At 60.5% G+C, this 14,813-nt stretch carries 17 protein-coding genes; 14 read left to right on the forward strand and 3 right to left on the reverse strand.

All coding sequences use genetic code 11. The features are described from left to right. Positions 1-9 precede the first annotated feature (9 nt). The 13 genes from CKW20_RS04530 (at position 10) to CKW20_RS04585 (ending at position 10,978) form a co-directional block, all read left to right on the forward strand. Positions 10-1,392, forward strand: coding sequence for a cobyrinate a,c-diamide synthase (locus CKW20_RS04530; protein WP_095051836.1), 1,383 nt, complete (start codon positions 10-12; stop codon positions 1,390-1,392). Continuing rightward, positions 1,389-2,039: a 5,6-dimethylbenzimidazole synthase gene (gene bluB, locus CKW20_RS04535; protein WP_095051837.1), complete on the forward strand. Its 651-nt coding sequence runs from the start codon at positions 1,389-1,391 to the stop codon at positions 2,037-2,039. Before CKW20_RS04530 ends, bluB begins: the two co-directional genes overlap by 4 nt. Then, positions 2,036-2,944 (forward strand): adenosylcobinamide-phosphate synthase CbiB, encoded by a 909-nt coding sequence (gene cbiB / locus CKW20_RS04540; RefSeq protein WP_095051838.1) that lies wholly within the window; start codon positions 2,036-2,038, stop codon positions 2,942-2,944. Before bluB ends, cbiB begins: the two co-directional genes overlap by 4 nt. Then, the gene (cobD, locus tag CKW20_RS04545) at positions 2,937-3,929 is read left to right on the forward strand and encodes a threonine-phosphate decarboxylase CobD (RefSeq protein ID WP_095051839.1); all 993 of its coding nucleotides are present in this window, start codon (positions 2,937-2,939) and stop codon (positions 3,927-3,929) included. Before cbiB ends, cobD begins: the two co-directional genes overlap by 8 nt. Then, a complete protein-coding gene (locus tag CKW20_RS04550; protein WP_095051840.1) occupies positions 3,926-5,398 on the forward strand; it encodes a cobyric acid synthase in 1,473 nt (490 codons plus the stop codon). Before cobD ends, CKW20_RS04550 begins: the two co-directional genes overlap by 4 nt. A 162-nt stretch (positions 5,399-5,560) precedes the next feature. Then, positions 5,561-6,082 (forward strand): bifunctional adenosylcobinamide kinase/adenosylcobinamide-phosphate guanylyltransferase, encoded by a 522-nt coding sequence (cobU, locus tag CKW20_RS04555; protein WP_095051841.1) that lies wholly within the window; start codon positions 5,561-5,563, stop codon positions 6,080-6,082. Further along, positions 6,079-7,134: a nicotinate-nucleotide--dimethylbenzimidazole phosphoribosyltransferase gene (gene cobT, locus CKW20_RS04560; RefSeq protein ID WP_095051842.1), complete on the forward strand. Its 1,056-nt coding sequence runs from the start codon at positions 6,079-6,081 to the stop codon at positions 7,132-7,134. The genes cobU and cobT overlap by 4 nt, the downstream gene beginning before the upstream one ends. After that, positions 7,131-7,706 (forward strand): alpha-ribazole phosphatase family protein, encoded by a 576-nt coding sequence (cobC, locus tag CKW20_RS04565; RefSeq protein WP_095051843.1) that lies wholly within the window; start codon positions 7,131-7,133, stop codon positions 7,704-7,706. Before cobT ends, cobC begins: the two co-directional genes overlap by 4 nt. A gap of 2 nt (positions 7,707-7,708) precedes the next feature. Beyond that, positions 7,709-8,443, forward strand: coding sequence for an adenosylcobinamide-GDP ribazoletransferase (locus CKW20_RS04570; RefSeq protein ID WP_095051844.1), 735 nt, complete (start codon positions 7,709-7,711; stop codon positions 8,441-8,443). A gap of 142 nt (positions 8,444-8,585) precedes the next feature. Next, positions 8,586-8,990, forward strand: a complete 405-nt coding sequence (locus tag CKW20_RS04575) for a MarR family winged helix-turn-helix transcriptional regulator (RefSeq protein WP_095051845.1) — start codon at positions 8,586-8,588, stop codon at positions 8,988-8,990. A gap of 52 nt (positions 8,991-9,042) precedes the next feature. Continuing rightward, on the forward strand, positions 9,043-10,251 hold the full coding sequence (locus tag CKW20_RS04580) for an MFS transporter (protein ID WP_095051846.1): 1,209 nt from the start codon (positions 9,043-9,045) through the stop codon (positions 10,249-10,251). Next, positions 10,248-10,370 (forward strand): hypothetical protein, encoded by a 123-nt coding sequence (locus tag CKW20_RS29780; RefSeq protein WP_256580749.1) that lies wholly within the window; start codon positions 10,248-10,250, stop codon positions 10,368-10,370. Before CKW20_RS04580 ends, CKW20_RS29780 begins: the two co-directional genes overlap by 4 nt. A gap of 56 nt (positions 10,371-10,426) precedes the next feature. After that, positions 10,427-10,978, forward strand: coding sequence for a glutathione peroxidase (locus CKW20_RS04585; protein WP_095051847.1), 552 nt, complete (start codon positions 10,427-10,429; stop codon positions 10,976-10,978). Positions 10,979-11,067: 89 nt separating this feature from the next. Here CKW20_RS04585 and CKW20_RS04590 read toward each other — a convergent pair whose 3' ends face one another. From CKW20_RS04590 to CKW20_RS04600, 3 genes are all read right to left on the reverse strand, one after another. Further along, positions 11,068-12,339, reverse strand: coding sequence for an OmpP1/FadL family transporter (locus tag CKW20_RS04590; protein ID WP_095051848.1), 1,272 nt, complete (start codon positions 12,337-12,339; stop codon positions 11,068-11,070). A gap of 147 nt (positions 12,340-12,486) precedes the next feature. After that, positions 12,487-12,969 (reverse strand): hypothetical protein, encoded by a 483-nt coding sequence (locus CKW20_RS04595; RefSeq protein ID WP_095051849.1) that lies wholly within the window; start codon positions 12,967-12,969, stop codon positions 12,487-12,489. A gap of 275 nt (positions 12,970-13,244) precedes the next feature. Next, positions 13,245-13,469, reverse strand: coding sequence for a hypothetical protein (locus CKW20_RS04600; RefSeq protein ID WP_007898912.1), 225 nt, complete (start codon positions 13,467-13,469; stop codon positions 13,245-13,247). Positions 13,470-14,462: 993 nt separating this feature from the next. Here CKW20_RS04600 and CKW20_RS04610 point away from each other — a divergent pair. Continuing rightward, positions 14,463-14,786, forward strand: a complete 324-nt coding sequence (locus tag CKW20_RS04610) for a hypothetical protein (RefSeq protein WP_095051850.1) — start codon at positions 14,463-14,465, stop codon at positions 14,784-14,786. The last annotated feature ends 27 nt before the right edge of the window (positions 14,787-14,813 follow it).

Genomic DNA, 14,813 nt, shown 5'->3' on the forward strand with positions numbered 1-14,813 from the left:
CTGCACTTTATGAATAGCCATCGTCAATGCCCGGCGGTACTGATCGCCGCGCCGGCCTCCGGTCAGGGCAAGACCACCGTTACCGCCGCCCTCGCTCGTTTGCATCGCAATCAGGGGCGCAAGGTTCGCGTGTTCAAATGCGGCCCGGATTTTCTCGACCCGATGATTCTCGAGCGCGCCAGCGGTGCGCCGGTCTATCAACTCGACATGTGGATGGTCGGCGAGCAAGAAAGTCGTCGGCTGTTGTGGGAGGCCGCTGGCGAAGCCGATCTGATCCTCATCGAAGGTGTCATGGGGTTGTTCGACGGTACGCCGTCCAGCGCTGACCTGGCGCGGCACTTCGGTGTGCCGGTGCTCGGCGTGATCGACGGCACCGCCATGGCGCAGACGTTTGGCGCGTTGGCCCTGGGCCTTGCGCGTTATCAGCCGGATTTGCCGTTTGCCGGTGTGCTGGCCAACCGGGTCGGCACCGTGCGTCATGCGCAGTTGCTCGAAGGCAGCCTGACTGAAGGCTTGCGCTGGTACGGAGCGTTGTCCCGGGAGACCGGGATCGAATTGCCGAGTCGGCATCTAGGCCTGGTTCAGGCCAGCGAGCTGAATGATCTCGACCTGCGCCTCGATGCGGCGGCCGAGTCACTGGCCAGCAGTTGCGATGTGGCTCTACCGCCGGCCGTGGAATTCACCGCGCCTGAAATGATCGCAGCCGAACCGTTGCTGGCCGGTGTGCGGATTGCCGTGGCCCGAGACGAAGCTTTCGCGTTTACCTACGGCGCGAGCCTGGATCTGCTGCGGGCCATGGGCGCCGAATTGTCGTTCTTCTCGCCGATCCGCGACACCGGCTTGCCGGAGGCAGACAGCCTTTATCTGCCCGGCGGTTACCCTGAACTGCACCATGTGGCGTTGTCGCAAAACACGTCGATGCTGACCGCGATCCGCGCTCACCACGCGGCGGGCAAACCGTTGCTGGCCGAGTGTGGCGGCATGCTGTATCTGCTGGACTCCTTGACCGATGTCGAGGGCACTTGCGCTGAACTGGTCGGCTTGCTGGCCGGTGATGCGGTGATGCAGAAGCGTCTAGCCGCGTTGGCTTTACAGGCGGTTGAATTGCCGGAAGGTTTGCTGCGTGGGCACACGTATCACCACTCGTTGACCAGCACTGAACTTGAGCCAATTGCTCGTGGCTTGAGCCCGAATGGTGGACGAGGGGCGGAGGCGGTTTATCGTGAGGGGCGGATGACGGCTTCCTATGTGCACTTTTATTTTCCGTCCAATCCATCGGCGATTGCAGCGCTGTTTGTGCCTGACCTTGAGGCCGCCTTCGCGGGCAAGCCCGCTCCTACAATGGATCACCTAACCCCCTTAGGAGCTGGCTTGCCAGCGAAGAGGCCATGATCGACAAGGCCTTTTCCGAAGCCGAGCGCGCAGCCGTCTACCGAGCCATCGCCGAACGCCGCGACATGCGGCACTTCAGCGGCGGCACGGTCGAGCCCGAATTACTTCGTCGTCTGCTCGAAGCCGCGCATCAGGCGCCGAGTGTCGGCCTGATGCAACCCTGGCGGTTCATCCGCATCAGCGACCGGGCACTGCGCGGCAAGATCCAGCAGTTGGTGGAAGACGAACGCATCCGCACCGCCGAAGCCCTCGGCGAACGCTCCGATGAATTCATGAAGCTCAAGGTCGAAGGCATCAACGACTGCGCCGAGGTGCTGGTCGCCGCGCTGATGGACGATCGCGAGCGGCATATCTTCGGCCGTCGTACATTGCCGGAAATGGACATGGCCTCGCTGTCCTGCGCCATCCAGAACCTTTGGCTGGCGTCCCGCGCCGAAGGCCTGGGCATGGGCTGGGTGTCTCTGTTCGAGCCGCAAGCGCTGGCGGACTTGCTGGGTTTGCCGGTCGGAGCCAAGCCTTTGGCCGTTCTTTGTCTGGGGCCGGTCAAGGAATTCTATCCGGCGCCGATGCTGGTACTCGAAGGTTGGGCGCAAGCGCGTCCACTCAGCGAGTTGCTGTATGAAAACTATTGGGGAGTGAGTCAATGAGTGTGGCGTTGTTGAGTGTCGCCGCGGTCGCGCTGGATGCGCTGCTGGGTGAACCCAAACGCTGGCATCCGCTGGTGGCGTTCGGTCGTTTTGCCGATCGCATCGAGCAGCGTTTCAACTCCGGTGGTCGCGGGTGGCGCAGTCATGGCGTTACGGCTTGGGTGATGGCGGTCGTGCCGCTGACCTTGCTGGCCACCGCGCTTTCCTGGGCGCCTTATGTTGGCTGGATCGTCGAGATTCTCGTGCTCTATTGCGCCCTCGGAATGCGCAGCCTTGGTGAGCATGTCGAACCGGTGGCCAAGGCTCTGCGCAGCGATGATCTGATCGAGGCGCGTAGCCGCGTCGGTTATCTGGTCAGCCGTCAGACCAGCGAACTGGATGAAACCGAAGTCGCCCGCGCCGCCACCGAGTCAGTGCTGGAGAACGGCAGCGATGCGGTGTTCGCCGCGCTGTTCTGGTTTGCCGTGGCGGGTGCGCCCGGCGTGGTGCTCTATCGCCTGAGCAACACCCTCGATGCGATGTGGGGTTATCGCAATGAGCGCTTCGAACGTTTCGGTTGGGCCGCGGCGAAGATCGACGATGTTCTCAATTACATTCCCGCACGCCTGGTGGCGTTGACCTACGCGCTGCTCGGCAAAACCCGACTGGCGCTGAAGTGCTGGCGTACACAAGGCCCGACTTGGGACAGCCCGAATGCCGGGCCGGTGATGGCGGCCGGTGCCGGTGCGCTGGGTGTCGAGTTGGGCGGGGCGGCGATCTATCACGGCGAACTGCATCAGCGTCCGCAATTGGGCGAAGGCGTGCCGGCGGATGCCGATTCCATCGACCGTGGCTGGCAATTGGTCCAGCGCGGGGTATGGTTATGGCTGCTGATTCTCTGCGTGGGGGCTGAGTTCTATGCTTGAGCACGGTGGCCGCTTGCGCAAAGCGGCGCTTGAATACGGCATTGCCGAAGCCGATTGGCTCGACCTCTCCAGCGGTCTGGCGCCCTGGCCATTCCCGGTCCCGGACATCCCGCTGCGGGCTTGGGCGCGGTTGCCGGAAACCGATGACGGTCTGGAGCAGGCCGCCTGCGATTATTACGGTGCGGCTCAGGTGTTGCCGGTGGCGGGTTCGCAAATGGCGATCCAGTTGCTGCCGCGTTTGCGCCGGGCCGGCAAGGTCGGCGTGCTGTCGCCGTGTTACGCCGAGCACGCCGAAGCCTGGCGTCGCAACGGTTACATCGTGCGTGACGTGCTGGAGTCGGAAGTCGATTTCTTTCTCGACAGCCTCGACGTGCTGGTGGTGGTCAATCCGAACAACCCCACGGGGCTGAGTCTGACCCCGGCTCGCTTGCTGGATTGGCATGCGCGGCTGGCCCAGCGCGGTGGCTGGCTGGTGGTAGACGAGGCGTTCATGGACAACACCCCGCATCTGAGTCTGGCGCCGTTCGCCAATCAGATCGGCTTGATTGTGCTGCGCTCCTTCGGCAAGTTTTTCGGCCTGGCCGGGGTGCGGCTGGGGTTTGTATTGGCCGAGCGCAAGTTGCTCAAGCTGTTGGCTGAACAGGTCGGGCCTTGGGCGGTCAGCGGTCCGACCCGCGTGTTGGGTCAGGCGTGCTTGACGGATACCGAGGGGCACACGCGACAGCGCATTCGCACTGACGAAGCCGGCGAGCGTCTGGCCTTGCTGCTTGAACAGTACGGTTGCAAACCTCAGGGCGGTTGCGCCTTGTTTCAGTGGCTGATCACCGAGCAGGCCGAAGTGTTGCATGAGTTCATGGCGCGGCGCGGCATTCTGCTGCGGTTGTTCACCCACAACAGCAGCGTGAGGTTTGGCTTGCCCGCCGATGAAGCGGATTGGCAGCGTCTCGAGCAAGCGCTTGAAGCCTACGTTAAGGAAACGCAATGACTACGTTGAGGGTGCAGGGCGCGACTCTGATGGTGCAGGGCACCACGTCCGACGCCGGTAAAAGCACACTGGTGACGGCGCTGTGTCGCTGGGTCACGCGCCAGGGCGTCAGCGTCGTGCCGTTCAAGCCGCAAAACATGGCTCTCAACAGCGCGGTGACCGCCGACGGTGGCGAGATCGGTCGCGCTCAAGCGGTGCAGGCTCAGGCGGCCAACCTCGAACCGCACACCGACATGAACCCGGTGCTGCTCAAACCCAACAGCGATACCGGCGCCCAAGTGATCATTCATGGTCGTGCAGTCACCACCATGAATGCCGTCGCCTATCACGATTACAAAGCCATCGCCATGCAAGCGGTGCTGGCCTCCCACGAACGGCTGAGCGCGGCGTATCCGGTGGTAATGGTCGAAGGCGCGGGTTCGCCGGCAGAGATCAACCTGCGTGCCGGCGACATTGCCAACATGGGGTTTGCCGAGGCGGTGGACTGCCCGGTGGTGCTGATTGCCGACATCAATCGTGGCGGAGTTTTCGCGCATTTAGTCGGTACGCTGGAGCTGCTGTCACCCAGCGAACAGGCACGGGTCAAAGGCTTCATCATCAACCGTTTTCGCGGCGACATCGCCTTGCTGCAACCGGGGCTGGACTGGCTGGAGGCGCGCACCGGCAAACCGGTGATCGGCGTTTTGCCGTATGTGATGGACCTGCATCTTGAGGCCGAGGACGGTCTCGATCAGCGTCAGACCGACAAGGCCGATCAAGTGCTCAACGTGGTGGTGCCGGTACTGCCGCGCATCAGCAACCACACCGATTTCGATCCGCTGCGCCTGCATCCGCAAGTGGACCTGCAATTCATCGGCCCCGGCCAGACGATTCCGTCGGCCGACCTGATCATTCTTCCCGGCTCGAAAAGCGTGCGCAGCGACCTTGCGTACCTGCTTGCCAACGGCTGGGACACGGCGATCTCGCGGCATTTACGCTACGGTGGAAAAGTGCTGGGAATCTGCGGCGGTCTGCAAATGCTCGGCGAGCAGGTGCACGACCCGCTGGGCCTTGAAGGCGCGCCGGGTTCCAGTGCCGGTTTGGGCTTGCTGGCGTTCGAGACGCAGCTCGAAGAAGAGAAGCAATTGCGCAATGTGCGTGGGCGCCTGGCGCTGGAGGACGCAGAGGTCAGCGGCTATGAAATTCATGCCGGCGTGACCACCGGGCCGGCGCTGGAAAGCGCCGCGGTGCAGCTGGACGATGGTCGCTGCGATGGCGCGCAAAGTGTCGATGGACAGATTTTCGGCACGTACCTGCATGGCCTGTTCGAGTCACCGGCGGCGTGCAGTGCGCTGTTGCGCTGGGCCGGATTGCAGGATGTGCAGGAAGTCGATTACCACGGGTTGCGCGAGCGTGATATCGAGCGGTTGGCGGATTTGGTGGAGAAGCATCTGGATACCTCTTTATTGCGTGAACTCTGTGGGATTTGAGGTGATTTTGAGGGCGCCTTCGCGGGCAAGTCGGATCGCCGCACCGCTCGCTCCTACAGGGTTTTGGGCATTCGCGAATTCTGCGAACACCTCCATTCCGTAGGAGCGAGGCTTGCCCGCGAAGAGGCCCCGCCCCGACACCGCACATCTAAGGAATAAACCATGCTGCAACTGATCCTCGGCGGCGCCCGATCCGGTAAAAGTCGCCTGGCTGAAAAACTGGCGGCAGACAGTCAACTCCAAGTCACCTACATCGCCACCAGCCAACCCCTGGACGGTGAAATGAACGAACGGGTGGCCCATCACCGCGCCCGTCGTCCAGCCGAGTGGGCATTGATCGAAGAACCCCTGGAACTCGCCCGCGTGCTGCGCGAAAACGCCAGTGCCGATCGTTGCTTGCTGGTGGATTGCCTGACCCTGTGGATGACCAATCTACTGATGCTCGACGACGCCGAGCGCCTGTCGGCTGAACGCGAAGCCCTGCTGGACTGCCTGGCGTCGTTGCCCGGTGAAATCATTTTTGTCAGTAACGAAACCGGCATGGGTGTCGTGCCGCTGGGCGAATTGACTCGCCGCTATGTCGATGAAGCCGGTTGGCTGCATCAAGCCTTGGCCGAGCGCTGTCAGCGAGTCGTCCTGACTGTCGCCGGCCTGCCCCTGACTTTGAAAGGAACTGCGTTATGACTCACTCCTGGTGGCTGAACCCGTGCAAGCCAATCGACGCGCAAGCGGTGGAACAGGCGCAGGCGCGTCAACAGCAACTGACCAAGCCTGCCGGCTCGCTCGGCCAGCTCGAATCGGTGGCGGTGCAACTGGCCGGGTTGCAGGGGCAGGTCAAACCGACGCTCGATCAGCTGTGGATCGCGATTTTTGCCGGTGACCATGGTGTGGTCGCCGAGGGAGTGTCGGCGTTTCCGCAGGAAGTCACCGGGCAGATGCTGCTCAACTTTGTCAGCGGCGGCGCGGCGATCAGCGTGTTGGCGCGGCAGTTGGGGGCTTCCCTGGAAGTGGTCGACCTCGGCACCGTCACGCCGTCGTTGAATCTGCCGGGTGTGCGTCACCTGAGTATCGGCCCGGGCACGGCGAATTTCGTCCAGGGGCCGGCGATGACTCAGGCCCAAGGCGAACTCGCCTTGCGGGCCGGCCGCGACAGTGTGCAGCGCGCCATCGCAGCCGGCGCGCAGCTGTTCATCGGTGGCGAAATGGGCATCGGCAACACCACCGCGGCCAGCGCATTGGCCTGTGCCTTGCTCGATTGCCCGGTGGTGCATCTGGCCGGGCCGGGCACCGGTTTGAACGCGGCGGGTGTCAGCCATAAAGCTCAGGTCATCGAACGCGCCTTGGCGTTGCATAGCGTTCAACGGGGCGATGCGTTGCAGACCCTGTTCAACCTCGGCGGTTTCGAAATTGCAGCGCTGGTCGGCGCGTACCTGGCCTGTGCTCAGGAAGGCGTCGCGGTGTTGGTCGACGGGTTTATTTGTAGCGTCGCCGCACTGGTGGCGGTGCGTTTGAATCCGGCCTGCCGTGAGTGGTTGCTGTTCGGTCATCGCGGCGCCGAACCGGGTCATCGCCATGTGCTCGAAACCCTGAACGCCGAACCGTTGCTGGACCTCGGCCTGCGACTGGGCGAGGGCAGCGGTGCGGCATTGGCCGTGCCATTGCTGCGTCTGGCCTGCGACCTGCACGGGCAGATGGCGACGTTCGCCGAAGCCGCGGTGGCGGATCGCCCGGCATGACCTTGCGTCTGGACCTGTTGCGCCATGGCGAAACCGAACTCGGCGGCGGTTTGCGCGGCAGCCTCGACGATGCACTGACCGGCAAGGGCTGGGAGCAGATGCGTGCTGCGGTGATCGAGCAGGGGCCTTGGGATCGACTGGTCAGCTCACCGTTGCAGCGTTGCGCACGCTTTGCGCAAGAGCTTGGGGCGCAACTGGGTCTCCCGGTGCAGCTGGATAAGGATCTGCAAGAGCTGCACTTCGGTGCCTGGGAAGGGCAGAGCGCGGCGGCGCTGATGGAAACCAGCGCCGAGGCGTTGGGCTTGTTCTGGGCCGATCCCTATTCGTTCACTCCGCCTGAAGGTGAACCGGTGGCGGATTTTTCTGCGCGAGTGTTGGCGGCCATCGAACGGCTGCACGCGACCTATGCGGGTGAGCGAATCTTGCTGATCAGTCATGGTGGCGTCATGCGTTTGTTGCTGGCTCAAGCGCGCGGATTGCCGCGTGAACAGTTGCTTAATGTTGAAGTTGGCCATGGCGCGTTGTTCTCGTTGTCGGTCGAGTCCGGCGTCTTGTTAAGGGAAGCGATCTGACCATGTTGCCGTTCTGGATCGCCCTGCAATTTCTGAGCAGCCTGCCGATTCGCCTGCCGGGGATGCCGACGCCCGAGGAGTTGGGCCGCTCGCTGCTGTTTTATCCGCTGGTCGGTTTGCTGTTCGGCGCAGTTCTGTGGGGGCTGAACTGGCTATTGCTGGGCGCGCCAATATTGCTTCACGCGGCATTGCTGCTGAGTGTTTGGGTTGTGCTCAGCGGAGCGTTGCACCTGGATGGCCTCGCCGATAGCGCCGATGCGTGGCTCGGTGGCTACGGCGACCGTGAACGCACCCTGACCATCATGAAAGACCCGCGCAGCGGGCCGATTGCCGTGGTGACGCTGGGGCTGGTGTTGCTGCTCAAGTTCGCCGCATTGCTGGCGTTGATCGAGCAGCAGCACAGCGTGGTGCTGATCATCGTTCCATTGATTAGTCGCAGCGCGTTGCTGGGGTTATTCCTCACCACGCCTTACGTGCGTCCCGGTGGATTGGGGCAGGCGCTGGCCGATCATCTGCCGCGTTTGGCCGGTCAGCAGGTGTTAGTGATCAGTGCGGTGGTTTGTGTGCTAATGGCTGGCCTCGACGGTGTATGGGCACTTGTATTGGCGACGGTGCTGTTTGTCTGGTTGCGGCAAGTGATGGTGCGGCGGTTGGGCGGGACGACGGGTGATACAGCGGGGGCATTGCTGGAATTGCTGGAAGTGGCGGTGCTGGTGGGTCTTGCATTGCTCTTGTAGGAGCGAGGCTTGCCCGCGAAGGAGGTGTGTCAGTTGATATCAATGTTGACTGTGCTGGCGCCTTCGCGGGCAAGCCTCGCTCCTACGGTAATAATGTGTCGAAAAATTTGCTTTCATTTAACCGCGGGTATATACACGCACTATGCTTCCTTCCCAATGTTTGTGTACCAACCTGCGTCGCGCCGCTCGTGGCGTCAGCAGGCATTACGACGGCGCCCTCGACGGCTTCGGGATCAACGTTGCCCAGTATTCTCTGCTGTGCAATCTGCAGCGTCTGGATCAGCCGAGCATCTCGTCGCTGGCCGAAGCCATGGGCCTGGATCGCAGCACCCTCGGGCGCAATCTGCGGGTGCTGGAGGGCGAAGGTCTGGTGACGCTGGTCGAGGGCGAGGATATGCGCAATCGCATCGTCCTGCTCACCGAGACCGGGCGCGAACGTCTGGCAGCGGCCTTGCCGGCCTGGGAAGCAGCGCAGCAACGGTTGATCGACCGCCTGGGTGCCGAGAAGCGTGAAATCTTGCTGAAACTGCTGGATGAACTGGCTTGAGGCCAGTTTGTTCAATCTTAAGCGGGTATATACCCGCTACCGGAGAACAAGAATGACATCGATGTGGCGTACATGCGGTTGGGTGCTATTGGGGAGTGCGCTGATTCTGGCGTTGTCCCTGGGTGTGCGACACGGCTTCGGGCTGTTTCTGGCGCCCATGAGTGCCGAGTTCGGCTGGGGCCGCGAAGTGTTTGCCTTCGCCATTGCTTTGCAGAACCTGATCTGGGGCCTGGCGCAGCCGTTCACCGGTGCGCTGGCCGACCGCTTTGGCGCCGCGAAGGTGGTGTTAATCGGGGGTGTTTTGTACGCCTTGGGCCTGGTGTTCATGGGGCTGTCCGATTCGGCGATGACCTTGTCTTTGAGCGCCGGGCTGTTGATCGGTATCGGCCTGTCGGGCACCTCGTTCTCGGTGATCCTCGGCGTGGTCGGCCGGGCCGTGCCACCGGAAAAACGCAGCATGGGCATGGGGATCGCCAGCGCCGCCGGTTCTTTCGGTCAATTCGCCATGTTGCCCGGTACGCTGGGATTGATCGGTTGGCTGGGCTGGTCCGCGGCATTGCTGGTGTTGGGTCTGATCGTGGCGCTGATTGTGCCGCTGGTGAGCATGCTCAAGGACAAGCCGCTGCCGGTCCTCGGGCACGAGCAAACCCTCTCTGAAGCGCTACGCGAAGCCTGTTCCCATTCAGGATTCTGGCTGTTGGCGTTCGGCTTTTTCGTCTGCGGTTTTCAAGTGGTGTTCATCGGCGTGCACTTGCCGGCCTATCTGGTGGACCAACATTTGCCAGCCTCCGTCGGCACCACGGTGCTGGCGCTGATCGGGCTGTTCAATATCTTCGGCACCTATACGGCGGGCTGGCTTGGCGGGCGGATGTCCAAACCACGTTTGCTCACTGGTCTTTATCTGTTGCGGGCAGTGGTGATTGTGCTGTTCCTCTGGGCGCCGGTCACTCAAGTCACGGCTTATCTGTTCGGTGCGGCCATGGGTTTTCTCTGGTTATCGACGGTGCCCTTGACCAACGGCACGGTAGCGACCTTGTTCGGTGTACGAAATTTGTCCATGCTCGGTGGGATCGTTTTCCTCTTCCACCAGCTCGGCTCGTTCCTCGGCGGTTGGTTGGGTGGGGTGGTGTATGACCGAACCGGGAGTTACGACTTGATCTGGCAGGTGGCAATTCTCTTGAGTCTGGTGGCCGCAGCCCTGAACTGGCCGGTGCGAGAGCAGCCGGTGACACGTTTGCAAACCCGGATGAGTGCAGCATGAACAGTCTCTGGCCGCGGATGGCTGTAATCGCCATCGGCGTATTGCTGCTGGCCTTGGCGTGGTGGGGCTGGCGTCAGGGTGGTTTGGCATTGATGCAGTTGGGCATGGGTGCTTGCTAGCGAACGGCTAAGGCGAGTAATTTCGTTTTCTGACGATTGTTCAAGGATGCACTGACATGCTGATGCGCTGGCTTGCAGTTCCCGCGTTGTTGATGGCTTTTACCGGCTTGGCCCAGGCGGCAGAATGCCCGGAGTTGCTACAAGGCTCGTTGCCCAAGCTGCGAGCCAAGGAATCCATCGATCTGTGCCAGCGCTTCGCCGGCAAGCCACTGGTGGTGGTCAATACCGCCAGCTTCTGTGGCTTTGCCCCGCAGTTCAAAGGACTTGAGGCGCTGTATCAGCGTTACAAGGATCAAGGACTCGAGGTGGTCGGTGTTCCGTCCAATGATTTCAAGCAAGAGTCCAAGGATGGCGCAGAGACTGCCAAGGTCTGTTACGTGAACTACGGCGTGACTTTCACCATGACCGAGCCGCAGAAAGTCCGCGGCGATGACGCAGCGCATTTGTTCAAGGTCCTTGCTGAACAAAGCAGTTCGCCAAAGTGGAATTTCTACAAGTACGTGGTCGATCGCCAAGGTAAAGTGATCGCCAATTTTTCCAGCCTGACCAAACCCGACAATCCCGAGTTCATCGAGGCGGTTGAGAAAGCCCTGGCTTCGAAACCCTGATCGACGCGCACTAAAAAGCCCCGCCTCTGTACAAGAGCGCGGGGCTTTTTCAATTCAGGCGGCGAGGGAGTCAAACTCGCCGTGAATCATCAGAAACGGTAGGTCGCACCTACACCGAAACCGTTCGCCGAGTTTTCATACTCGGCGTTGTAGGTCTGGCCACGGTTGTTGCTGTTGTTGATATTGACCGACTCTTCGCGCAGGTACGAGTACGCTACGTCGATGGTCAGGTCGTCGGTCGGGCTCCAGCCGGCGCCCAGGCTGAAAATCTTGCGATCGCCTGTCGGGATGCGTGGGGAGCGGTCGACGTTGTTGGTCGGTGCCTGGTCGATGGACAGGCCGGTACGCAGCACCCATTCCTTGTTCAGCTGATAGGACGCGCCGATGGCGTGAGCCCAGGTGTCGTGCCAGTTCTGTTCTTCGGTAATGGTGCCGAACTGGCCATTCAAAATGGTCGGCACGCCTTCGTTTTCAACGGTGATATCTTTCAGGCGGCTCCAGCGAGTCCAGGTGCTGCCTGCATAGAGGGTCCACTTGTCGTTCAGCGCGTGAGTGACCGACAAGTCGACCGACTCAGGCGTGGTCAGGTCCAGCGAAGCATCGTACTTCTGGCTTGTGCTCTGGCCTACCGCCGCGAGGACGTTGTAGTTGACCTTGGTGTCGCCTTCGAGCTTGTACTTCACTTTCGAGTGGTAGGTCAGGCCAACGCGCGTGCTGTCGGTGGCTTGAACCAGCACGCCGATGTTGTAGCCCAGCGCGGTGTCGTCGCCCTTGATCTTGACCTTGCCGTCCGGCGCGGCCTGGGTGATCGACAGGTTCGATTCCAGGGTGCCCTCGATGCGGTTGATGGTCGGGCCGAAGCCGATCGACACTTTGTCGTTGAAGGCATAGCTGACGGTCGGTTGCAACGTGATGACTTTCACTTCGCTCTTGCTGCCGAAGTAACGGCCGGCAAAGCCGTTCTCGTAGTCGGTCACCAGGCCGAACGGGGCATACATGCCGATGCCGAATGCCCAATGGTCATCGATTGGCTTGACGTAGTAGCCCATCGGTACGGCAACGAGCGGAACCATGTCGCCATCGTTGCTGCCGCTATTCGGGCTGGAACTGGCGTGGCTGATGTCAGTGTGTGCGTCGAGCAGTGCAGCGCCGCCGGTCACTTGTTCGCGCTTGAGGCGGGACATGCCGGCAGGGTTGCCAAAAATGGTGCTTGCGTCGTCGGCAGAGGAAGATCGCCCGGCAAAACCTGTACCCATCCCGCTGATGCTTTGTTCATTGAGGGCAAAGCCACTCGCAAATATTTGGGTGGATGCCAAGGCAACGGCGAGACTAAGGGTGGTTTTGAGCATTACTTTTTTCATTATTAGAACTCTTGGTGATCACCGGAGCGAAAATTACCAACATTTTCGTTCGGGCGCTATAGCCTGTATCGCTTGAGTTAGAGCGGTTTTGTAGGACAATCCGACCAAAATCGCGACATTTTGTGCGATCTTCGGAAAATGGGTAGATCAGCAGGCGACTTGATTCAAGGATGAAACACAGGTTTGCCAGGCGTAGGTGAAATCTCGCAGACGACCTTGGGGCTGGAATGTCTGGCGCCAGATTCTGGCCATTCCCAACAGGTCATCGGAGGCGGGGAGGGGAGTGTTCTGTTCTTCTACCAGCAGCCAGGCGATGGCAGTGGCGTAACGTAGGTTGACGGTCAATTCCACGTGCGGGCCGCTGAGAAAAGCATGCTGGCTGGCCAAGCCGCGGACCAGGCTTGCCCGATCCGGGTCCAAGGCCAGGTAGTGATCCCAGAGTGCTTTGTGGCGGAGCTCGGTGATTCGGTACAGGCCGTGTCCACGGCGGTCATGCAGGGCTGAACCAAGGGCTGACTGACTGGCGGCGATGCCCAGCAGCAGGGATTCGGCAGTTGCGCTGTGGCGTCCGAGGTAGATCAATGTCGGACGGATCACATAACGACACAGTTCGCTGGCGGCGATACCCATAAAGCCCTCGAAACCTGAAGTGGTCGGCGAGACCTGAAGGGGGCCTTGGCAGCAATGGATCGATTCAGTCTCGCCGGAAGCGGATCAAGCCGCTTGAGTTGAAGTGTAGTGTCATTATTTCGCTGTAAAGGACTGTTTTTAAAATATTTCCGGCTTCGAGTTATAACTGTTATATCGGTTAGTGCTTAGCCGTAGACCATGAAATGAGAAATATCGGGCAATAAAAAGCCCCGCTTTTGAGCAGGGCTTTTGAGGCTTTCAGCTTTTCTGGCGTCTCAGGCAACCAATGCCTGGCGAGTGCGTTCGATCACAGCCTGCAGCGGCTCTGCGCTGGAGTATTGATCGGGGTACAGGCGTTCGCTGTGGCGAGCGATGCCGTGTTCGTTGACCAGAGTGAAGCTGAAGCAGCCTTTGCGAGCGGCCATGATCAGGCAGTTCATTGGAGCAAAAGCGTTGGTTAGGGTGCGAATGGCATCCTGAGTGTGGATTTGCGTGGACATAATGGGTGTTCCTACAAGCGACACGGGATAAGAGCCGTGCAAAGTTAAAACGTTCCAGTGACGACGACCACCATTGGTCGAACGAAGAACCCAACTGGAACAAAGCAGCCAGTTTGAAGCGCTGATAAATTGGCGCGCTTGGGCTGGCAGGTAGGTACTTAGGAGGGCAGGCAACACATCAAGGGCAAAGGTTCTGGGCCCGGGGTGAAGATCCTGATCAATTTGCAGGTTGGTTCGGTCAGAGTAAGTGAGCTTCGCAACACCCTTTGTTTTCGATTCAAAGGCTATGTTGGCGCAAGGTTTACCTGGAAACCATCGAGGTGGTCGATCCCGCTTTGTCGGTGAGGCGTCTCTTGGAGAAGGCTGACCGGGGGGATTTGTTCGACCAGAATTGACTTTCAGCTTGGTACTAACGCCGCGGATACTAACGGATTGAACTGCCGAAGGGAAGTCTATTCGCAAAAAAGATCGCTGGAATACCTACCGACGAGTTCCGGTTGAGTGGTCGCAAGAGTCACCGGCAGACGAGTGCCCCGTAATAATCCGCAACCCGACCGTTGATCCGAGAGGACGATCGAGCCAGGATCAATCTGTAGCGCGGGTTGCACGGGTTTATCCCCAGGCATTACCAAAAAACGCGCCGAAAAAGCGCATCGATATAACTGCCTCGCAGGGACTTGTGCACATAAGTTGCGCGAACTGTAATCCCACTGTCATCCTCGCCTCAATGGGAGTGGGTGCCTGTAATGAAAATTTAAGTCAATGAAAAACATCGCTTTTTTTTACTGGTGAAAAAATCGTCAGTTTGACTGCGAGCCCCATCCCACACGGCTTTGCGCGAGTTCAAAGGCGGTTGTCCACTGAGTTATCCACAGCTTCTGTGGATTGTCCCAAGCGCTTGCTCTAGGACGGGCGTGCAGGCTTTTTTCGGGCTTTACCTGTACGAAAAAAAGAGTAGAGTGGCGCGCCTTCCGATCTGCCCCACAGTGCTTTATGAAGTTTCGCTCAGTATCAGTCCCTGCTGCCTCAACATCCCCCAGTGTTACCCCGCCCAAGCGCTTTTCGATGCGCGTGGCCGAGTGGTTATTGGACAGCCCGCGACTGGGCGAAAACTCCAACGTTAAACACTTCGCCGGACGCCTGCTCAAGCAGCCTGCCCGCGAAGGAATCGTGGCCGCGCAAAGCCGCCTCGGCCAGCTGATGTGCCGCGAATGTGGAAATGCCCGGGACCGCCGCATTGGTCAGGAGCTGTTGCGTCAGGCCGCACGTGCGGGCGACCGACGCGCACAACAGGAACTCGGCCTGGCCGAAGACTGAGCTGTCCAAGACCTGACGCCTTGGTTA

Origin of the sequence: Pseudomonas sp. Irchel s3b2, from assembly GCF_900187445.1 — a bacterium.
In the GTDB taxonomy this organism is placed as follows: Bacteria; Pseudomonadota; Gammaproteobacteria; order Pseudomonadales; family Pseudomonadaceae; genus Aquipseudomonas.